Genomic DNA, 20,340 nt, shown 5'->3' with positions numbered 1-20,340 from the left:
GGTGACGGCCGTCACCGTTACGGTCATGGAGTTCGTTGTGGTCTTTGTGGTCACGCCCGCCGCCGGCAGTGGTCGGTGGGCCGGCGGCGGCCGGGTCGGCCGGTGTGGAGATCCCCGTGTATCCGGTGTACCGCCGTCTAGCGGTCGCCGTCGATCTCTGGTAGGAATTCTCCAAACCTCGACACAAGATGTAAGGATTCCTCCAGGAGGCTCGGATGAAGAGGATCATGGCGGGCCTGACCGGCCTCGCCACCGTGCTCGCCGGCTCGGCGCTGGCGGTCGCACCGGCCCGGGCCGGCCTCCCCGCAGTGCCGGCCGCGCCGGAGGGCAGCCGCACGGTCAGCTACCAGGGCTACCGGGTCGCCGTTCCGCAGAACTGGCCGGTCGTCGACCTCGCCGCCGAGCCGCACGCGTGTCTGCGGTTCGACCGGCCCGCGGTCTACCTCGGACGTCCGGGCAACCAGTCCGCCTGCCCGTCCCGGCTGGTCGGGCGCACCGCCGGGCTGCACATCGAACCGATCGACGCCCGGTCGGCGGACCGGCTGCCGGCCGCTGCCGCCACCACCGCCCCCGGCGCGGCGACCGTGGCCGCACCCGTCTCCCGGGACGACGCGATCCAGGTCGCGGTGCGGGACGCCGGCGTACTCGTCACGGCGGTGCACACCCCACTGACCGAGGCTCTCGTCCGACGGGTACTCGGCACCGCGACCCTCGGCCCGGACGCGGTGTCGCCGCCCGCCGCCACCGAGGCGTTGACCCGGCCCGGTGCCGCGTCCGCCCCGCTGGCGGCGGCCGGCCCGCAGCCCGGCACCTTCGTCGGCCGTGGCTTCGACACCTGCACCGCGCCGTCCCAGGCCACGATGAACGCGTGGCGGACCAGTTCGCCGTACCGGGCCGTCGGGATCTACATCAGCGGAGCCAGCCGCTCGTGCTCCCAACCCAACCTGACGGCGACCTGGGTGACCAACCAGACCAACAACGGTTGGCGCCTGATCCCCATCGAACTCGACCGCCAGGCCCCCTGCGGCACCCGGACACCGAAGATGTCCGCCGACCCGGCCACGGCGCGGTCCCAGGGTGCCAGCCGGGCGACCAGCGCGGTCAGTGCCGCGCAGGCCCTCGGCATCCTCGCCGGCAGCACGATCTACAACGACATCGAGCACTACCCGTCCAACGCGTCCTGCAAGGCGGCCGTGCTGTCGTACCTGTCCGGCTGGACGGAACGTCTGCACGCGCTCGGCTACCTCTCGGGGATGTACTCCAGCGGCTCGTCCGGGGTCGCGGACCTGTGCGGCGCGTACAACGACCCGGCGTACACCCGGGTGGACCAGCTCTGGTTCGCCTGGTGGAACGACGCGGCGAACCTCGACGCCGGCCCGTACTGCCCGGCGGAGTACTACGCGAACCACCAACGGCTGCACCAGTACGCCGGTGACGTCCAGGAGACCTGGGGCGGGGTGCGGATCCAGATCGACCGCAACTACCTCGACGTCTCGACCGACGGCGGCGGCGGTCAGCCACCGACCTGGAGCAGCATCGTCGACAACAGCACGGCCGGCCGGTTCACCGCGAGCGCCAACTGGGGGACCTCGACCTACTCCGCCCAGCGGCACGGCACCGACTACCGGTTCGCCGACCCGGTCCCGTCCAGCGACGTCGCGTGGTACCGGGTGAACGTGCCGGAGACCGCCAACTACCAGGTCTCGGTCTGGTACCCGGCCGACTCCGGCTACAACGACTCGACCCCGTTCGTCGTCGCCACCACCAGCGGCAACCAGACGGTACGGGTGAACCAACGGCTCACCGGTGGCCAGTGGGTGCCGCTCGGCGTCTTCCCGCTGGCCGCCGGGGACGGCGACCGGGTGGGGGTGAGCCGGTGGACCAGCGGCACCGGCTACGTCATCGCCGACGCGGTCCGGGTCACCCGGGTCTGAACCGGCCGGGGGCGACGGGACACCGTCGCCCCCCACGCCGACGGACACCGCCGCCCCCACGCCGACTGCCGTGTCGGCCGTCGCGCGAGCGTCAGGGGCGCTGGCCGACGCCGGTGCCCGCTTCGGCGAGCCGGCCGCCGCGCAGCCGGGGTGCCAGCGGCGCCGTCGACATTCCGCCGGTGCCGCGCAGCCCGTCCAGGAACTCCTCGATCGCCTCCCGGGCAGTGTGCCGGGGCGACCAGCCCAGTTCGGTCCTGGCCCGGGTGGTGTCCATGATCGGCAGGCGGAGCACCGCGTCGAGCAGGTGCGGTGCGGCGGGTACCAGGTGCAGGTGCCAGGCGAGGGCGAGCGCGGCGCGTACCGGCCCGGCCGGCAGGCGTACCGGTCGGGCCCGCAGGAGATCGGCGAGCAGCTTCCCGTCCACCACCGGTTCGGCGGCGACGTTGAACGCGCCGCGCACGTCGCCCAGCACCGCCAGCCGGTACGCCTCGGCGACGTCCGCCGCGTGCAGGGCCTGGAACCGCAGTCCTGGCAGGTCGGGCATTACCGGTAGCAGCCCCGGCCGGACGAGTCGACCGGGCAGCAGTGGGCCGGTGAAGAGTCGGCGCTGCTGGCTGGCCGCCTCCCGTTTGAAGGTGAACCCGGGCCGCAGCCGCACCACCCGCATCCGCGGATGCCGCTGCTCGAACGCGTCGAGGGCGCGCTCCAGGTATGCCTTCTCTCTCGTGTAACCGGCGGTCGGCCAGCCGTCGGTGGGCCAGTTCTCGTCGACCGCCCGGTCCTTCGGCCCCGGCGAGTACGCCCCGACCGACGACGCGTGCACCAGCGCGGGTACGCAGGCCCGGGCCGCGGCGTCGAAGACCCGCCGCCCGCCGATCACGTTGACCCGCCAGGTGGTGAGCGGCTGGTGGGTGGGCTGGAAGAGCCAGGCGAGGTGCACCACCACGTCCGCGCCGTCGAAGATCTCGACGAGGTCGGCGGCGACGATGTCCGCCTCGGCCCACTCGGTCTTCGGCGCCCGCCAGCGGGGCGGTCGGCGGGCCACCCCGACGATGCTGCCGACGGCCGGCTCCCGGCCCAGCGTCTCGACGAGGCTCGTGCCGACGTTGCCGGTCGCGCCGACCACCACGACCCGCAGCCCCGAACCGGTACCGCCCCGTACGGTCACCGTTCGGTCCCGCCGTCCGGCTCGGCCGCACGATCCCGCTCGGCCCGTCCGGTCCGGTCGTCCGAGGGCGCGCGTACGGTCACGGTAATGCTCATGGCGTGGCCGTTCCCGTCGATCGCGCAGCTAAACCTCGGTGTCGGAGACGCGGATCGGCGTAAGAACCCGGCCCGTGGAGTGTCGTGGCATCCGGCCGATGGCGTGATTCGCATCCACATATTTCAATGTGGTTACGTTCGGTCGGCTGGCGCGCGTTGACACGGCCGACACGGGCAGTAACATAGATGGAAATCAATCGATGGTGATTCACCGCCACCCCGCCGGGGGTCCGCCCGGCCGTTCCGGTGGCCGGTGTGCCCCGCGCTCGTCACGACGCAGACACGCCCCGGTCCCGCCGTCCGGCATGGTCGCCTGTCGCCAGGCGTGTTTCCGTCGATTCACCCACCATCGTTCGGAGGGCCAGCAATGCGCCTACATCGTCCCCGATCCCGGCTGTGGTCGGCCGTGACCGTGGCAGCCGTGATCGCCGCCAGCGGAACGGCCGTCATGCTCGCCGGGCCGGCAGTCGCCGCCCCCGGGTGCGGCGTCACGTACACCGTCGGTTCGCAGTGGCAGGGCGGCTTCACCGCGACGGTCACCGTCACCAACGTCGGCGACCCGATCAGCTCCTGGACGCTCACCTGGAGCTACGACGCCGGCCAGCGGGTCACCCAGGCATGGAACTCCACCGTGTCGCAGAGCGGCAGCCAGGTGACCGCCCGCAACGCCAGCTACAACGGCAGCATTGCCACCGGGGCCAGCACCTCGTTCGGCTTCAACGGGTCCTGGACCGGCAGCAACCCCGCACCGTCCAGCTTCGCCGTGAACGGCACGACCTGCACCGGCCAACCCGGCCCCAACCCCACCACCGGACCGACCACCGGACCGACGACCCAACCCACCTCGCCGCCGACTCCGCCGCCGACCTCCGCGCCGCCGGGCAACCCCACCTGGGGTACGGCGCCGCCGCCGGCCAGCGCGGTCAGGAGCCGGGCCTACGAGCTGATCGCCACCGCCAACGAGAAGGGGTACCTGCCGAGGTCCGGCGAGTGCTCGGTCGAGATCCACTCCCGCTACTGGACGTACGGCCCCGACGGCAAGGTCTATCCGACCTGGCACCCGAACCGCGACCCCAGCGGCTGCAACTTCGGCCACGAGCACGGTGACGACCCCCGACCCTCGGACCTGTACGCCACCGCCGGCTGGCCCGCCTTCGGCTACACCAGCGAAGTGATGATGAGCAACATGCCCGAGCACAGCCACCGGCACGAGGACCACGTCGGGCACAAGGTACTGACGGTGAACAACGTCAACGTGATCCAGGGCGACAACGGCACCAGCTTCTTCCCGCCGCAGGGCACCACGATCGCGACCTGCGACGTACTGCTCAAGTTCCACCAGGGCACCCACTCGCCGGACGCGTTCACCAACAACATCCACGAACTGCTCCTCAACCAGCGCTGCGCCGCGAGCAACGGCGGCCAGGTCAGCGAGGCCCGGTTCAGCGCGCTGATCCCACTCGGGCGGGCCGGAGGATTCAGCCCCAGCGAGTGTCCGGGGTTCGGCGGTGCGTTCATCAACGTCGGTCCGGCGGTGCCGGCGGACTCGCCGTCGGAGACCCGCTCGCTGGGTCGACTGATCACCGAGCCGGGCTGCGTGCAGGCGATCCGGGAGGGCCGTACCCACTACGACCCGCTCTACCCCAACCCGGTGCCGTTCACCGTCTCCGACATGGACGACTTCTGGTTCTCCGACTTCCAGATCACCGGTTCCGGGCTGAACGTCCGGGTCGCGCCGCTGTTCTACGTGGTCAACCCGTCGCGTTACTACGACCCGGCCAAGCCGAACAACCTGGGCCGGATCGTGGAGCTGTGCTACACGAACCTGGCCGGTGGCGACTACTGCAACCAGGCCCGGCAGGCCGGGCAGAACCTCGCCTGGGACGATCCGCGCTCGCCGTTCAAGGGCACCCTGCGGGAGTTCCGACCGGGCACCTTCTCGGTGCAGAACAGCGGCTCGACCACGGTCTACACCGACGTGTACGGCCGCAACGCCTCCAGTACGCCGTTCACCGGCTCGATCCGGCAGTACTTCTCCGGAAACCAGTCGTCGACCATGTACGTCCGGGGCGCCACCAGGGACTACGCCGCCAACGGGGTGCACGCCCCGAACTGACGGCAGCGCCGTCCGGTACGGGCCCGTGGCGGATCCGTCCGTCGCGGGCCTACCGAATTCGGTGTGAGGTGCCGGTCAGCCTCTCGGCCGGAGCCGGGGCGTGACCGGCCGGAACGCGGCCGGTGCGCCGGGGGTGCCGCCGCGCCGCGACCGGTAGGCGGGCACCCCGACACAGGTGAACAGCAGCGTCACGAGGTCGTCCGGCTCGTCGAGCAGCGCCGGCACCTCCGCGTCGACGAAGGTCATGCCGCTGGCGCTCGCGCCGAGCGCGTACGCGGCGAGGTGCAGCCGCCCCTCCACCAGGCCGGCCGCCAACTGCGCGTCACGGTAGCCGCGGTCGTCCAGCCCGGCCGGCGGCGTCGCCGCGATCACGACGTACGCCGCGTCGCCGGCCAGGCTCTGGTCGAGGCAGACGCGCAACAGTTCGGCCCGGTGGTCCCCGGCGCGTACCGGACGGTCCAGGTCGGGCCAGCGGTAGATGCCCGGCGCCAGCCCGTCGACGGCGTGCACGGCCACCCAGTGCGGCACGTCGACACCGCGCAGCGCCGCCCGCAGCGGCCAGTCCAGCAGTGCGCGGGGCAGCGATCCCCGGCGGTCCATCCGGCGCTGCGAGCCGCGCCGCCGGACCACCTCGTCCACCGACTCCGACCCCGGCACGTCCGGCAGCTCGGATCCCGGCGGCCAGGCCGGGCCGAGGTCGTCGCGCTCGCCCGCCCGCTGCGCGGCGGTGCAGAGCGGAAACTCGACCGGCGGCAGTGCCCCGGTGGCGGCCGGCCCGCCGGGGGTCACCGTCGGCACGCCGCCGCCGAGGGAGAGCAGAGCCAGCGGATATTCGTGTACGCCGTCGGCGCCGACCAGCTGCCGCAGCCGCACGTCCGGGAACCGGCTGCGAAGCTGCGGCCCCAGCCCCGCACTCGAAGCCGCCGCGCCCAACTGCGACAGCAGCGTGCCGGCGTCCCAGTAGAGGTGCCGCCAGCCCCGCTCGGCGTAGCGCCAGCCGGTCCGCCACGGCACACCCGTCACCACCAGCGTCGTCGTGTCACCCACGGCGGCCGGCCCGATCCGCACCAGCGCGTGCTCCCGCGCGTCGTACCAGTGCACCCCGTCGGGAACCCCGGCCACGCCCCGGGTACTGGCGTAGACCTCGAGCGGGAAGCGTGCACCGGCCGAGCCGGACGCCCGGAACGGCGTCTCGATCCCGTCGCGTTCGGCGACCCGGACGACTCCGGCGCCGAGGAAGAGCACCGCCCGAGCTGCGCGGCGTCCAGCGGCCGAACCTCGGCCCGGTGCCCGGCCAGCGCCTCGGTGGCGGAGACGTCCGGCTCCGGCAGCCGGCGCGGCAACGGCACGACGGGCAGTCCGGCGTACGTCTTCGTCGGTGCCGGCCGGGTGCCCGGGTCGTTCGGCACGAGGTCGTGCCGCACCCGTGGATCGTCGACCCGGCACGTCCCACGCCCGACCCAGCCGGTACGACGTCAGCCGGTGCAGCAGGCCGGCACCCGAGTCCAGATCCACCGGCCCATCCTCGCAGGCTCCCGCCGCCCCGCCGGCCCGGTACGCACCGTCGAACTCCTCGATGTCGGACCACCCCGTTAGGCTGGCGCGCGCCTGTCCAGGGCGGCTGTGCCGAGTTGCCTCCCGCGTCGTGCCGTCGTGCCGTCGCGCCGGCTCGGCGACGGACCGGAACGACGGAGGAGCATCATGCGGAAGATCATCGCGAGCCTCTTCATCTCGCTCGACGGTGTGGTGGAAGCGCCGGACCAGTGGCACTTCCCGTACTTCAACGACGAGATGGGCGCGGCCGTGGACGCGGTCGTCGGTGCGGCCGACACCCTGCTGCTGGGCCGCCGCACCTACGACAGTTTCGCGGGCGCGTGGCCCGACCGGGAGGCGGCCGGCGGCGAGGACGCCCACTTCGCCAAGCGGCTCGGTGACGCCCGCAAGATCGTCGTGTCGACGCGCAAGCTGGAGTTCACCTGGCGGAACTCGGAGCAGCTCGCCGGGGACCTCGTAGAGGCGGTCACCGCCCTCAAGGCCGAGCCGGGCGGCACCATCGGTCTGGCCGGTTCGGTCTCGGTCGTCCGGGCGCTGCTGGCCGCCGGCCTGCTCGACGAACTGCACCTGCTGGTGCACCCCATCGCGGTCCGCAGCGGGATGCGGTTGTTCGACGAGGGCGCCCCGATCCCGCTGCGGCTGATCGCGTCCGAGACCTTCACGACCGGGGTACTCAACCTGGTCTACGGGCCGGCGGCGGCACCCGGTGACGCGGGTTACGACGACGCCAAGGTCCACCTCGCCGGCTGATCCCGCCCAGCCGGAACACCGGCCAGCGGACTCGACGCGTGGCGCTGCCCGGTACGGCAACTTCCGTTCCCGGGCTCCGCGCCGTGACCCGTCACGTCCCCGGCCGAAACCTCTGTTCCCGGGCTCGGCACCGCACCGCACCGCCTCCCGGCGGGACTCTCCTTTCCGGTTCAGTACTGCAACGCGGTCGCCACGTCCCGCCCGATGCGTTCGACGGCCGGCAGGTCGAGCCCGTAGTGCACGTAGCGGCCGTGCCGCTCCACCCGGACCAGGCCCAGGTCGCGCAGCACCCGCAGATGCCGGGAGACCTGTGGACGGGTCATCGCCAGCCGGTCGGCCAGATCGGCGGTGGTCATCGCCTGCCGGGCGATCAGCCGGCACAGCCGTACCCGGCGTGCGTCGGTGAGGGCCAGCAGGCGGCTGCGGGCCAGCGTGACGCCGACGTCCGGCGCCTCGACCGGGAAGTGCACCACCGGCGGCAGCCCCGGCTCGTTCTTCACCAGCAGGTGCGGGGCGCCGTACCGGGTCGGGATCAGCAGGACCGGCGTACGCGACGGGCTGATCACCGCGTGGTGCACCTTGTCGAAGACGACCCGGGCCGGCCCGGTCGACGGGGCGGCCAGCCGGGCGCTGGACGGGCTGAGCGCGACCAGGGCGGCGGCCGGGCCCTCGTCGGCCAACCGTTGCCGTACCCGGTGCGCGGCGCGGGTGAGCAACGGCTCGGTCGCGGCCCAGAGGTCGGCGAAGAAGACCTGGCGACACAGGTCGAGGAAGCCGAGCAGGTCCGCGCGGAGTGCCTCGGGGTCCCGCAGCAGGTCCTCGGCGAGGGCCAGGTGCGGCTCCGGCAGCCGGGAGGCGGCCTGGCGCAGCGCGGCGGCCTGCGCCGGGTCGTGCAGGACCTGGCCGAAGTCGAAGCCGTGGTAGCCGCTGGCACAGGTGAACGCGGTCAGTTCGGCGAACCGGTGCAGCGAGAGCCGGGTCAGGGTGGCAGCCGGGACGGTCGGGTCGGTCCCCGGGTAGAAGGCCCGCCAGCGCAGCGCCGTCCACAGTGGTGCGAATCGGCGCAGCCCGGCCCGGAAGGCGGGCGGCGCGGTCCGGGCGACCTCGGCCGCCCAGGACGCGTGCTCGGGATGGTGGACGTGGCCGGTCAGCACGTGCAGGCTCGCCGCCAGCTCCGCGAGGGGTGAGACGGTGACGCTGAAGCGGTCCGGGTCCACCCCCTGGAGGAGGATCACCACCGACATGACGCAGAGTGTATGGTCGACGACTCGTCATCCCACCGCCTCGGCCCGCGCCGCGAACTCCGCCCGCGCCGCCGCCAGCAGGTCCGGCCGGGTGAGCAGCTCGGTGACCACCCGGGCGAGCCCGGTCGCCGCCACCTGGGTGCGGTCGTGCGCCAGCGGTGTCGCCGCCGCCTCCCGCATCGCACCCGAGTGGCTCGGCGTGCCCGTGTCGGCGATCTGGATGTACGGGTGGATGACCGGCAGCAGCCGCGACAGGTTGCCGATGTCCGAGGACCCGGCCGGGCTGTCCGGGTCACCGGGCCGGATCTCCACCCCGAGGGCGCGTACCGCCGCACCGAACCGTTCGGCCAGCACCAGGTTGTCGCGGCGTTCCGCGTACAACGGGCCGGTCTCCCGGACCATCGCCTCGGTACCGGTGGCCAGCGCGGCGCCCTCGGCCGCGTCGCGTACCCGACCCAGCAGCGCCTCGACCGACGTGGCCGTCCGGTCCCGGACGTAGAGGTCCACCGCCGCGTACGCGGGTACGACGTTCGGGGCCTGTCCGCCGTCGGAGACGATGCCGTGCAATCGGACCGTGGGCGGCACGAACTGTCGCATCGCGTCGATCGCCTGGAGGAACAGTTGCGCTCCGGCCAGCGCGCTGCGGCCCAGCCACGGTGAGATCGAGGCGTGTGCGCTGACCCCGGTGAAGCCGATCCGCAGGTGTGCCGCCGCCAGCCCGGTCCGGGTGGTCAGCGAGCGGTCGCCCGGATGGAACATCATCGCCGCGTCGACGTCGTCGAAGACGCCGGCCTCGGCCAGCAGCACCTTGCCGGCGCCACCCATCTCCTCACCGGGGGTGCCGAGCACGGCGACCGTACCGGGATGGTCCGGCAGCGCCCGGACGGCCGCGATCGCCGCCGCCGCCGCGCCGGCCGCGATCAGGTTGTGGCCGCAGCCGTGCCCGACGCCGGGCAGCGCGTCGTACTCGGCGAGCACGGCGACGTACGGCCCCGGTCGGCTTCCCTGGTGTACGGCCGCGAAGGCGGTCGCCACCCCGCCCACCGGGGCCTGCACGGTGAACCCGGCCTCGGCCAGCCAGTCGGTGAGCAGCTCCTGGGCGTGGAACTCGGCGAACTTCAGCTCCGGCCGGCCGTGGATGGCCAGGCTCACCGCCTCCATCCGGGGCCGCAGTGCGGCGACTTCGGTGGCGAGGACCGCCATGGGTGGCGTCGGGGTGGACGTGTCGGATCCGGTGGACATGGTGGACTCCCGTCGGACGCGGTGGCCGGTGCGACGCGCGTCGTACGAGGGGACGCGCCGTCAGGTATCGAGACTGCGGCCCGGCGGAGCCGACCGAGCCCGGATTGCCGCACCCGGGGTAACCCTGGCCGGCCCTGACGCCGGCACGCCGCCGCCCGCAGCCCCTGACCCGGCCGGCGTCCACCACGGGTCGTCCCGTCGACGCGTCGGCCCGCCGGGCAGCGGGTGACGTGCCACCCCCGCCCGGCGGGCCGCCCGGTCAGCTCTGGACGATCCGTACGTCGTCCACGGCCGCCTCGACCAGGCTCGCGCCGCTGGCGTCGGCCGCGTCGACCACGATCCGGATGCTCTGCCCCGCGAGGGCCGAGATGTTCGCGCTCGCGCTCTGCCAGGCGGCGGCCCGGTTGCTGGCCGCACCGGCGACGTTGAGCACCGTCACGGTACTGCCGCCGACGACGCGTACCCGTAGGTAGTCGGCGCTGCTGGCGTTGTTGAGGTGGGCCAGGTACCAGGAGAACGACAGTGTCAACGTGCCGCTGCCGGGCAGGCTGATCGGCGGCGACTGGACGCTGGTCACCCCACCGTCCACGTCGTGGTCCCCGGCGGCGCTGCCGGCGAGCGGGCCGGTCACCAGGTCGAAACTACCGCTGACGGTCGTGCCGAGCTGGGTGGCCACCCCCGAGCTGGTGGCCGCCGGATCGGCCCGGCTCCACTGTCCCGCCGTCGCCGTGTCGGTGCCGGCGGGGTTGACGGTCCAGCCGGTCGCCGTCTCGAAGGTGTCGCTGTAGACCGTGCTGCCCGGTGGTGCCGGGGTTCCCGCCAGCTCCCACACCGCGTACGCGATGGCGTCGGCGTTCCGGTTGAGCGCGGTGTCGTTGATGTTCGTCGTGGTGTCGCAGGCGCGGTGGTAGCACGGGTCGAAGGCGGTACCCGCCGTACCGCCCCAGAGCGTCGCCTGGCTGCTCGACTTGATGCCCTCGGCGCCGGTGAACGTACCGCCGGCCGGGATGCCGACCCGGATGAACGGCCCGTAGTCGCTGCGGCCGTCGAAGTCCGTGCCCCGGGTCGGCACCCCGATCGAGGTGAAGTACGCCTGGATCGTCTGCTCGATCTGGGCCGAGCCGGCGGGGCCGGGACCGGAGCCGACCCCGTCGGAGTTGTCCCCGTCGTAGACGAAGTAGCCGGCGTTCGGCGAGCCCACCATGTCGAAGTTGAGGTATTGGCCGATCCGCGCCTGTTCGGCGGCGGGCAGGTTGTTGACGTAGTACTGCGAGCCGCGCAGTCCCAACTCCTCCGCGCCCCACCAGGCGAACCGCAGGTGCTTCTCGGGCGCCAGGTCGGTCCGGGCGACCGCCAGCGCGACCTCCAGGATCGCCGCCGACCCGGAGGCGTTGTCGTTGATTCCCGGTCCCGCCGTCACGCTGTCCAGGTGCGCCCCGGTCATCAGTACGTCGTCGGTGTCGCCGCCCGGCCAGTCCGCGATCAGGTTGTAGCCGGTGGCGCCGTTGTAGGTGAACGACTGCACCGCCGTGGTGTAGCCGACGGCGTCCAGTTGGGACCTGACGTAGTTGACCGAGGCGAGGTACCCGGGCCGGCCGTGCGCCCGGTTTCCGCCGTTGGCCGTGGCGATGGACTGGAACTGGCTCAGGTGCGCCTTCACGTTGGACAGCGAGATGTCCGGCGCGGCGAGGAGCCGGACCGGACCGTCGGCGGTCGAGCCGGGCGGTCCGGCGCCGGCCGGCCCGGCACCGGCGGGTGCGAGCACGACGACGGCGGCCAGGACGGCGCCGGTGAGACAGCGGAGCAGGCGACGGTTCACATGTCCTCCCAGGGTCAGGGAATCGGTCCACCCGGCCGCCGCCGGTCGGCGTACGCCCGGGCGCGCGGAGATCGTCGTCACCGGTCGGGCCGGCCCCGTACATCGACGATGTTCATCCGCGAGGAGCAGCGTGGCGAGCCGGACGCCTGCCGGCAATAGGAACGGGTTCAAATCCCCGCCTGCCCCGAATTGGGGCGACTCACCTGACATCCACATCCAGTGAACCTTTTTCAACCTGAACCGCGCGGCGCTCACGCACCGTGTCCGACCCTGCTGTCCGGCGGACCGCAAGGGGAGGTTGAAAAAGGTTCAGTGGTCACGGCGCGGTGTCGCTTTCCGACAGTGGCGTCCAGGCGACAGAGCGATATGAATGTTCCTCGATAGCTTCGGTGCGGCACTCGAGAGCCGGTCCTGATTGGCTTCGCATCAGATGGGACATCCATGCGACTACGACCATCTCTTCGGACCACCACTCTGACGATCGTCACCCTGGCCGTCACGGTTCTGCCGTCGACCATGGCGGCCACCGGTGCCGCCGCCGCGTCGGCGGACCCGGCCGGCGTCCGCTCGACGTCGGTCAAGCTCAGCCCCGAGGCCGCCGCGCTGGGCAGCACTCCGGAGATCGCCCTCGCCAGGTTCTGGACCAAGGAGCGGATCGCCGCGGCCCGGCCGGCCGACAACGGTGTCTCGCTCGCCGAACTCCGCAAGACCGCGCAGTCCTCCGTACTCGGGGAGACCGTCGTGGCCGGTCTGGCGCCGCGCGCCTCGGCGGCCAACCTCGACGGCCGGTCCGGCGCGGCGAAGGCCGGGCGCGGCGACGCCTCGGTGATGGCCGGCGCGGTCGGCACCTCCTGGCCGTGGCGGCACGACTGGGTGTCGCTGACCAACGGCAAGGTGCTGTACCAGCACAACGGCGGGCTCTGGCACTGCTCGGGCGTGGTGGTCAGCAGCGAGGCCCGCAACACGGTCTTCACCGCCGGACACTGTGTGCACGGCGGCCCGGGTGGCGGCTGGCAGAACACCAACTGGACCTTCATCCCGGACTACTACTACGGCGACCGGCCGCTCGGCACCTGGAGCGCGCGGCAGTTGTGGTCGCTGAACGGCTGGATGAACAACGGCGACCGGGCGTACGACGTCGGTGTCGCGGTGATGCACCTGAACGCCGGGCGGCGGCTCGCCGACGTCACGGGCAGCCAGGGTATCCGGATCAACGGGCCGGCGACCCCGTCGGTGTGGCACTTCGGGTTCCCGCTGAACTCCCCGTTCGACGGCGAGGACCTGATCACCTGTGACGGTGCGACGTCCCGGCGGTACGTCCTCTGGGGCGACCTGAAGTTGGCCTGCACCATCCAGGGCGGCGGCAGCGGCGGCGCCTGGTTGGCCGACTTCAACGGCAACTCGGGCTACACGATCAGCGTCAACAGCTACCACGTCGGCAACGACCTGACGCAGATCTACGGGCCGTACTTCGGTGACGGAGTGTCGAATCTCTATGCGGCGGTGCGTAATCTGAGCTGATGGGTACCATGCTCCGCCGGGTTGCCGCCATGGTCGTACTTTCGACCGTGGCGGCAACGCCGGTGGCGTGCGCGGGCGGCGAACCCGGCAAAGACGCGACGACACCCCGGGTCGTTCCGGCACTGAGCCTCACCCTCGACCACAGCCCCGGCCCGGCCGACCGCGAACTGCGGATCCGGGTCGGGATGTCCGCGCTGGCCGACGGTGTCGAGCGGGTCGAGCAGCGCCGCGACGGCGACCAGCTGGGACTGTTGGTCTGGGTGCGCGAGCGGGCTCCGGGTCCGGCCGAGGAGGTGCCCAACTCGGCCCGGGTCGAGACCACCGTCGTACCGCTCGACGCGCCGCTCGGCGCCGCCCGGGTGGTCGACCTCTCCGCCGAGCCGCCCCGACCGGTTCCGGTGGTCCCGGCCCCCTGACCGCGCTGCCTCCGGCCTGACATTCGTCACGGGTGGGGCCGGGCGGCGCACACGGGAAGCGGTGAGTGGTGGCACTGCCGCCGACGGCCGACGGCAAAAATAATCGACACATGAACCACACGATGACGGCCGCCGACCCGGCGCTCGCCCCGCCCGACCGGGAGACCGTCGTCCAGGTCACCGACCTACGGCGACGGTACGGCGGGAGCGGCGGTTTCGAGGCGGTGCGCGGCGTCTCCTTCTCGGTCGGCCGGGGCGAACTCTTCGCGCTGCTCGGCACCAACGGTGCGGGCAAGACCTCCACCCTCGAACTCGTCGAAGGGCTCGACCTGCCCAGCGGCGGCACGGTGCGGGTCTTCGGCCACGACCCGTACCGGGACCGGGCGGCGGTACGCCCCCGGACCGGGGTGATGTTGCAGGAGGGCGGCTTTCCCGCCGACCTTACCGTGGCGGAGACCGCCCGGATGTGGGCCGGTACGCTGCCCGACCCGCAACCGGTCGACCGGACACTCGAACTGGTGGACCTGCGCCACCGGGCGCGTACCCAGGTCAAGCAGCTCTCCGGCGGTGAGCGACGCCGCCTCGACCTGGCGATGGCGATCCTCGGCCGGCCGGACGTGCTGTTCCTCGACGAGCCGACCACCGGGCTCGACCCGGAGAGTCGGCACAACACCTGGCAGTTGGTCCGGGCTCTGCTCGTCGACGGCCTCACCGTGCTGCTGACCACGCACTACCTCGCGGAGGCGGCGGAACTCGCCGACCGGCTGGCGATCATGCACCGGGGCCGGATCGTCACGGCCGGTACCGTCGCCGAGGTGGTCGCCGCGCACCCGGCGCGGATCAGCTTCGCACTGCCGGACGGGCTCGGCCGGGCCGACCTACCGGCGCTGCCCGGCGCGCAGCCGCCACCGTCCGGTGCGCCCGCCGCCTCCGGCGACCGGCTCACGCTCTACACCGACACCCTCCAACCGGCCCTGACCACGCTGCTCGGCTGGGCCAACGAACGCGGCCTCGAACTGGCCGGGCTGGACGCCCGGGCCGCCTCCCTGGAGGAGGCGTTCCTCGCCGTGGCACATTCCGAGGAATCGACCGAGGGAGAGATCCGATGACGGCACCGGCGACGGTGAGCAGGAACGGGCGGCTCCTCGGCCGGCTCGGGCTCGGTCCGGTGAGCCTGCGCCGGATCGGCGTGCTCGGCCGGGCCGAGATGATCCTCCTGCTGCGCAACAAGACCGCCGCGACCACGGCACTGCTGCTGCCGCTGGCCACGGTGGCGCTCTTCTCGACGTTCCTCAGCGGGGACGGGCACGTCTCCACCGGCGCGCTGCTGGCCACCACCATGTTCGGTTTCGTCCTGCTCTACGTCGTGTACTACAACCTGGTGACCACGTACGTCGCCCGGCGCGAGGAGCGGGTGCTCAAGCGGCTGCGTACCGGGGTGGTCACCGACGCGGAGATCCTGGTCGGCGCGGCGGTACCGGCCCTGGCGCTGGCCCTGGCGCAGGTGGTGCTCACCGTCGTCGCCGCGTTGGTCCTGTTCGACCTGCCGATGCCGGTCAACATCCCGCTGCTGCTCGCGGCGGTGCTGGCCGGCTGTGCCATCTTCGTCCTGCTCGCCACCGCGTCGTCCGGCTTCACCAGGACGGTGGAGAGCGCGCAGATCACCACCCTGCCGGTGCTGATCCTCTCCATGATCGGATCGGGGGTCACCGGGTCGGTGGAGTCGCTGCCGGACGCGCTCGCCCGGGTGTTCCAGTTGTTGCCGCTGACCCCGGTGCTCGACCTGGTCCGGCTCGGCTGGCTGGGTACCGCCGGCACCGACGCGCCGCGAGACTTCGTCGGCGTACTGTCCGAGGCCCGGGAACCGGCTGTGATCATACTGTTGTGGCTGGCCATCGGCGTCTCGGCGACCCGCCGCTGGTTCCGCTGGGACCCGCGACACTAGCCCGGTTTCGCCGGACCCCGCGAACGTGATCCGGTTCTGCTGAACCCGCGACAGTGGTCCGGTTCCACGGGGACCCGCGACAGTGGTTCGGGTTCGCCGGATGCCGCGACGGTGGTCCGGTGTCGTCGGAGATCCGGCGACACCGGACCGGCACGGAGGAGAGGGAGGCCCGGAGTGCGCGACCTGATCGGCTGGTGGGCGAGGCGCGGCCAGCCCGAACGTTTCGACCTGGTCACCCGGGCCACTCTCTACCTGGTACTCGCGACCGAGCCGGTTGCACTGTTCAACGCGACCGCCGTCGGTGCGCCGACCGCCGGCCGGATGGTGGTGCTCGGGCTCGGCGTCGTGCACACGGTGCTCTGCCTGCTCGCCGTGCGGGCCGGGGTCGAGCACTTCCTCGGTCGCCGGGACCGCCCGATCCGGCTGGTCGTCGGGGTGGGCTGGCTGACCCTGGCCACCGTCGTCGCCGCCCAGCTCGCCGACGGGCTGCTGCCGCCAGAGCCCGACCAGGGCCGGTGGACGTTACGGGTGACGGTGCTGGTCTCCTGCTACTTCCTGGGTGCGCTCTGCACCATGACCACGCCCCGGTACGCCTCCGTCGGCGCCGTCGGGCTGGCCGGCGTCGTACTGGCGGTCGGGCTGCTCGACGGGGCGCCGCCCGGTCTGCTGCTCCAGTCGCTCACGGCGCTCTGCTTCGGCTTCCTGGTACTGCTCTTCACCTTCCGGTGTTCACTGTGGATGCTCGGGGTGCTCTGGGAACTGGAGCGCTCCCGGGGCAACCAGGTACGGCTGGCGGTGGCCGAGGAGCGGCTGCGGTTCGCCCGGGACCTGCACGACGTACTCGGCCGGAACCTCTCGGTGGTGGCACTGAAGAGCGAACTCGCCGCCCAGTTGGCGAAGCGGGACCGGCCCCGGGCCGTGGAGGAGATGCTGGAGGTACGCCAGATCGCGCAGGACTCGCTGGCCGAGGTACGCGAGGTCGTCCGGGGGTACCGCGCCGTGGACCTGGACGCGGAGTTGGCCGGCGCCCGGGCGGTGCTCACGTCGGCGGGGGTGCGGTGCCGGGTGCTGGGGGAGGGGCACGAGCTGAGCCCGCAGGCGCAGAGCGCGCTCGGCTGGGTGGTCCGGGAGGGCACCACCAACGTGTTGCGGCACAGCGAGGCGCTGACCTGCACCGTCTCGCTGCGCCACGGTCGGCCGACGCCCGGTCCGGACGCCGCCGTGGAGGACGCGGACGACCCGGCCCGGTACGCCGCCGTCCCGTCCGAGGTGACGTCCGTGGTGACCCTGGTGATGGAGAACGACGGGGTACGGCCCGGTGGTCCGCCGGTGTTCGGAAACGGGCTGCTCGGGCTCAGCGAGCGGCTGGCGCCGCTCGGCGGCCGGGTGGCGGCCACCCGGCCGGGCCGGGACCGGTTCCGGCTGACCGCACAGTTGCCGCTGGCCGCACAGTTGCCGCCGGCCGCTGGTGGGCCGTCCGACGCGTCGTCCGGACCTGCCGGCGTACCCGCGTCCGATGTCACGGTCGACGTGTCGCCCGGGTCCGACGCCCGGCGCGGGCATGGCGGGGCTGTGGCCGGCCCCGGGACGGCCGAGTCGGTCCGGGCGCCCGGCGGCGAGGGTGCTGTCGCGGAGGACGCCGGAGCTGGTGCCGCTCCCGCGCACCGGAGCCGGTCGTGACCGGCCCGGTCGGGCCGCCCGGCCCGGTGCAGGCCGGCGTGGCCGGCGACCCGGGCGGTGCCGGTGCACCGGAGCCGATCCGGATCCTGCTCGCCGAGGACGAGCACCTGATCCGTGGCGCGCTCACCGCACTGCTCGGCCTGCACGACGACCTGCTGGTCATCGGTCAGGCCGCGACCGGCGGCCAGGCGTTGTCGCTGGCCCGGGCGCTGCGACCCGACGTGGCAATGCTCGACCTACAGATGCCGGAGCTGGACGGCATCGCGGTCGCCGAGGCGATCCGGGCCGAGGTGCCGGGCTGCCGGACGATGATCGTCACCAGCCACGGCCGGCCGGGGCACCTCAAACGGGCGCTCTCGGTCGGGGTACGCGGCTTCCTGCCGAAGACCGTCTCCGCCGAGGTACTCGCCGACGTGGTCCGCAGCGTGCACGGCGGCGGCCGGTACGTCGATCCGCAGTTGGCCGCCGAGGCGATCAGCGCCGGGGACAGCCCGTTCACCCCGCGCGAGGCCGACGTGCTGGAGTTGGCCGCCGACGGCGCTCCGGTCGAGGAGATCGCGCAGCGCATCTCGCTCTCCCCGGGGACGGTGCGGAACTACCTCTCGTCGGCGGCCGGCAAGGTCGGCGCCGCCAACCGGCACGAGGCGGTGGCGATCGCCCGCCGCTACGGCTGGATCTGACCGCCCGATCGGATCCGAAACAACCTATTGCACTAACACCATAGGTAATTAAGATGTACGGCGTGCTGGAGTTCTATCTGGATCGTCACGCCGGTATCCCGACGTACCTGCAACTGGTGCAGCAGGTCGGACACGCCCTCCGGGTCGGGGCGCTGCACCCCGGTGACCGGCTGCCCACCGTCAAGGAGGCGTCGGCCCAACTCGCCATCAACCCGAACACGGTGCTCAAGGCGTACCGGGAACTGGAGCGCGGCGGGCTGGTCGAGGCGCACCCCGGGCGCGGCACCTTCGTCCGCGTCGGGGTCGCCGTGCCGGCCGTACCCGACCATCCGGTGCTGCGCGACCAGCTCACCGCCTGGGTCGACCGGGCCCAGGCGGCCGGGCTGAGCGCCGACGACGTAGTGGCCCTGGTCAACACGGCGGTACGCCGCAGCTACCCGCAGCGGACCGGGGAGGTGGCCTGATGGCCGAGCTGCCCGCGGTGCTGCTGACCGGCGTCGGCTACCGGCACGGTCGGACACCCGCCCTGCGCGACTGCTCGCTGTCGGTCCCGCCCGGCCGGGTGGTCGGGCTGATCGGCCCGAACGGTGCCGGCAAGACGACGCTGCTGCACCTGATGGTCGGTCTGCTCCGACCCGACCGGGGCGAGGTCCGGATCTTCGGCCGGGAGCCGGGCGGCGACCCGGCCATCCTGGACCGGGTCGCGTTCCTCGCCCAGGACAAGCCGCTCTACGGCAGTTTCACCGTCGCCGAGACCATGCGGCTGGGCCGGCACCTGAACTCGCGCTGGTCCGACGAGCTGGCCGCCGAGCGCCTCGGTCGGCTCGGCATCCCGGCGGACCGCCCGGTCCGTCGGCTCTCCGGCGGCCAGCGGTCACAGGTGGCGATCACCCTGGCGATGGCGAAGCGGCCCGACCTGATGGTGCTGGACGAGCCGCTGGCCGACCTCGATCCGCTGCGCCGCCACGAGGTGATGTCCGACCTGATGGCACTCACCGCCGAGACCGGGATGACGGTCGTGCTCTCCTCGCACGTCGTCGCCGAGTTGGAGGAGACCTGCGACCACCTGGTCCTGCTCGGCGACGGGCGGGTCCAGCTCGCCGGTGACCTCGACGAGGTCCGTGCCGGGCACCACGCGCTGAGCGGCCCGGCCTCGCTGGTCGCGGCACTGCCCGACGCGGGGACGGTGGTGCACGCCACCCGGACCGGCGAACACGCCGGCCTGCTCTGGCGGTCCGACCGACCGCCGCCCGACCCGCGCTGGGCGGTCCGCACCCCGGCGATCGGCGACATCGTGCTGGCGTACCTGCGGGCACCGGAGGCGAGCGCGCTGCCCCGGCCCACCCTGTTGCGCCAGGTGTCCCCGGGACTGCGCCCCGTGCAGACCGCGCCCACCGCTTCGGAGGAGTCGCGATGACCTGGGTCGCCTGGCGGCAGGCCCGCTCGGCCGGGTACGGGCTGCTCGCCGTGACACTCGGCTTCACCGCGTTGGCGTTGCTGGAGCGTACCGAGGAACTGTCGGGGATGACCCGCAGTCTGTCGATCTACCTGAGCCTCTTCGTCGGGGTACTGCTCGGCGCCCCGCTGCTCGCCCAGGAGTTCGAGCACGGCACCTACCGGATGGTCTGGACCCAGGGCGTGACCCGGGTCCGCTGGCTGGCCGGTCGCTGCGCCGTCGCGCTGACGATCACTCTCGCCGGCACCGCCGTGGTGCACGGCGCGGTGATCGCGCTCGCCGAAGGCGGTCGGGGACGTCCCGCCCTGCTGCCGGCGCCGGTCGACGGGCTCGACACCGCCGGCCTGAGCCCGTACGCCCGGGCGGTCTGGATGCTGGCACTCGGCCTGCTCGCCGGTGCCGTGCTGCGGCGTACCGTCGGCGCGGTGGCGGTGACCGCCGGCGGATGGATGGCCACCCAACTGCTCTTCGACAACGGGCTGCCCCGCTGGGTGCCGGACGGCTGGCAGGACGACTTCTGGGCCGTCCAGCTCGGCGCTTCCGGGCTGCTGCTCGGGCTGACCGCCCTGGCGGTGGTCGGCACGCTGTTCGCGCTCGGCCTCCGGCCCGCCCTGCCCGTCCGTCGTCCCGCCGTCACCCTGGTACGCCCGACCCCGATCCGACCCGACTGACCGCCCCCGCTTGCCCCGCCCCCGCCTTCGCTGTCGACGGTTCCGCTCA

Annotated in this window: 17 protein-coding genes; 12 read left to right on the top strand and 5 right to left on the bottom strand. The window is 72.9% G+C overall.

Translation table 11 applies throughout. The annotated features are described in order from the left end of the window. The first annotated feature begins 215 nt into the window (after positions 1-215). Positions 216-1,934, top strand: coding sequence for a glycoside hydrolase domain-containing protein (locus Pen02_RS30315; RefSeq protein WP_203869561.1), 1,719 nt, complete (start codon positions 216-218; stop codon positions 1,932-1,934). 91 nt (positions 1,935-2,025) lie between these two features. Here Pen02_RS30315 and Pen02_RS30310 read toward each other — a convergent pair whose 3' ends face one another. After that, positions 2,026-3,102 (bottom strand): NAD-dependent epimerase/dehydratase family protein, encoded by a 1,077-nt coding sequence (locus Pen02_RS30310; protein WP_239141545.1) that lies wholly within the window; start codon positions 3,100-3,102, stop codon positions 2,026-2,028. 501 nt (positions 3,103-3,603) lie between these two features. Between Pen02_RS30310 and Pen02_RS30305 the strand changes: the two genes are divergently transcribed. Then, on the top strand, positions 3,604-5,313 hold the full coding sequence (locus Pen02_RS30305) for a cellulose-binding domain-containing protein (protein ID WP_372445701.1): 1,710 nt from the start codon (positions 3,604-3,606) through the stop codon (positions 5,311-5,313). A 75-nt stretch (positions 5,314-5,388) separates the two neighbouring features. Here the strand turns inward: Pen02_RS30305 and Pen02_RS30300 are convergent, their stop codons facing one another. Next, a complete protein-coding gene (locus Pen02_RS30300; RefSeq protein WP_203869559.1) occupies positions 5,389-6,558 on the bottom strand; it encodes a nitroreductase family protein in 1,170 nt (389 codons plus the stop codon). Positions 6,559-7,014: 456 nt separating this feature from the next. Between Pen02_RS30300 and Pen02_RS30295 the strand changes: the two genes are divergently transcribed. Then, positions 7,015-7,617: a dihydrofolate reductase family protein gene (locus Pen02_RS30295; protein ID WP_203869558.1), complete on the top strand. Its 603-nt coding sequence runs from the start codon at positions 7,015-7,017 to the stop codon at positions 7,615-7,617. A gap of 170 nt (positions 7,618-7,787) precedes the next feature. Here the strand turns inward: Pen02_RS30295 and Pen02_RS30290 are convergent, their stop codons facing one another. From Pen02_RS30290 to Pen02_RS30280, 3 genes are all read right to left on the bottom strand, one after another. Then, positions 7,788-8,861: an ArsR/SmtB family transcription factor gene (locus Pen02_RS30290; RefSeq protein WP_203869557.1), complete on the bottom strand. Its 1,074-nt coding sequence runs from the start codon at positions 8,859-8,861 to the stop codon at positions 7,788-7,790. A 27-nt stretch (positions 8,862-8,888) separates the two neighbouring features. Next, positions 8,889-10,103 carry a M20 family metallopeptidase gene (locus Pen02_RS30285; protein ID WP_203869556.1) on the bottom strand — a complete coding sequence of 405 codons (1,215 nt, stop codon included), beginning with the start codon at positions 10,101-10,103 and terminating at the stop codon, positions 8,889-8,891. A 259-nt stretch (positions 10,104-10,362) separates the two neighbouring features. After that, positions 10,363-11,922, bottom strand: a complete 1,560-nt coding sequence (locus tag Pen02_RS30280) for a M28 family metallopeptidase (RefSeq protein WP_307837742.1) — start codon at positions 11,920-11,922, stop codon at positions 10,363-10,365. Positions 11,923-12,363: 441 nt separating this feature from the next. On the opposite strand from Pen02_RS30280, the gene Pen02_RS30275 reads away from it, so the two are divergent. From Pen02_RS30275 to Pen02_RS30235, 9 genes are all read left to right on the top strand, one after another. Next, a complete protein-coding gene (locus Pen02_RS30275) occupies positions 12,364-13,443 on the top strand; it encodes a trypsin-like serine peptidase (protein WP_203869555.1) in 1,080 nt (359 codons plus the stop codon). Next, entirely contained in the window at positions 13,443-13,859 is a 417-nt protein-coding gene (locus tag Pen02_RS30270; protein WP_203869554.1) for a hypothetical protein, read from the top strand. Before Pen02_RS30275 ends, Pen02_RS30270 begins: the two co-directional genes overlap by 1 nt. A gap of 110 nt (positions 13,860-13,969) precedes the next feature. Next, on the top strand, positions 13,970-14,968 hold the full coding sequence (locus Pen02_RS30265; RefSeq protein WP_239141543.1) for an ABC transporter ATP-binding protein: 999 nt from the start codon (positions 13,970-13,972) through the stop codon (positions 14,966-14,968). Continuing rightward, entirely contained in the window at positions 14,965-15,804 is an 840-nt protein-coding gene (locus tag Pen02_RS30260; RefSeq protein WP_203869553.1) for an ABC transporter permease, read from the top strand. The genes Pen02_RS30265 and Pen02_RS30260 overlap by 4 nt, the downstream gene beginning before the upstream one ends. Positions 15,805-15,978: 174 nt before the next feature. After that, a complete protein-coding gene (locus Pen02_RS30255; protein WP_203869552.1) occupies positions 15,979-17,484 on the top strand; it encodes a sensor histidine kinase in 1,506 nt (501 codons plus the stop codon). Then, positions 17,481-18,164 (top strand): response regulator, encoded by a 684-nt coding sequence (locus tag Pen02_RS30250; RefSeq protein ID WP_504739748.1) that lies wholly within the window; start codon positions 17,481-17,483, stop codon positions 18,162-18,164. Before Pen02_RS30255 ends, Pen02_RS30250 begins: the two co-directional genes overlap by 4 nt. Positions 18,165-18,226: 62 nt before the next feature. Continuing rightward, on the top strand, positions 18,227-18,628 hold the full coding sequence (locus Pen02_RS30245) for a GntR family transcriptional regulator (protein WP_203869621.1): 402 nt from the start codon (positions 18,227-18,229) through the stop codon (positions 18,626-18,628). Beyond that, positions 18,628-19,581, top strand: coding sequence for an ABC transporter ATP-binding protein (locus Pen02_RS30240; RefSeq protein ID WP_203869551.1), 954 nt, complete (start codon positions 18,628-18,630; stop codon positions 19,579-19,581). Before Pen02_RS30245 ends, Pen02_RS30240 begins: the two co-directional genes overlap by 1 nt. Next, positions 19,578-20,291 (top strand): ABC-2 membrane transporter-related protein, encoded by a 714-nt coding sequence (locus tag Pen02_RS30235; RefSeq protein WP_203869550.1) that lies wholly within the window; start codon positions 19,578-19,580, stop codon positions 20,289-20,291. Before Pen02_RS30240 ends, Pen02_RS30235 begins: the two co-directional genes overlap by 4 nt. Positions 20,292-20,340 lie beyond the last annotated feature (49 nt).

The sequence above is a fragment of the Plantactinospora endophytica genome (assembly GCF_016862915.1).
Classification (GTDB): Bacteria; Actinomycetota; Actinomycetes; order Mycobacteriales; family Micromonosporaceae; genus Plantactinospora; species Plantactinospora endophytica.
The sequence above is the reverse complement of the archived record's forward strand: the minus strand, read 5'-3'. Positions and strand labels throughout refer to the sequence as shown.

Coding starts and splice junctions, on each gene's coding strand:
- Pen02_RS30315 (WP_203869561.1), top strand. CDS start 216: ATGAAGAGGATCATGGCGGGCCTGACCGGCCTCGCCACCGTGCTCGCC.
- Pen02_RS30295 (WP_203869558.1), top strand. CDS start 7,015: ATGCGGAAGATCATCGCGAGCCTCTTCATCTCGCTCGACGGTGTGGTG.
- Pen02_RS30290 (WP_203869557.1), bottom strand. CDS start 8,861: ATGTCGGTGGTGATCCTCCTCCAGGGGGTGGACCCGGACCGCTTCAGC.
- Pen02_RS30285 (WP_203869556.1), bottom strand. CDS start 10,103: ATGTCCACCGGATCCGACACGTCCACCCCGACGCCACCCATGGCGGTC.
- Pen02_RS30275 (WP_203869555.1), top strand. CDS start 12,364: ATGCGACTACGACCATCTCTTCGGACCACCACTCTGACGATCGTCACC.
- Pen02_RS30270 (WP_203869554.1), top strand. CDS start 13,443: ATGGGTACCATGCTCCGCCGGGTTGCCGCCATGGTCGTACTTTCGACC.
- Pen02_RS30265 (WP_239141543.1), top strand. CDS start 13,970: ATGAACCACACGATGACGGCCGCCGACCCGGCGCTCGCCCCGCCCGAC.
- Pen02_RS30260 (WP_203869553.1), top strand. CDS start 14,965: ATGACGGCACCGGCGACGGTGAGCAGGAACGGGCGGCTCCTCGGCCGG.
- Pen02_RS30240 (WP_203869551.1), top strand. CDS start 18,628: ATGGCCGAGCTGCCCGCGGTGCTGCTGACCGGCGTCGGCTACCGGCAC.
- Pen02_RS30235 (WP_203869550.1), top strand. CDS start 19,578: ATGACCTGGGTCGCCTGGCGGCAGGCCCGCTCGGCCGGGTACGGGCTG.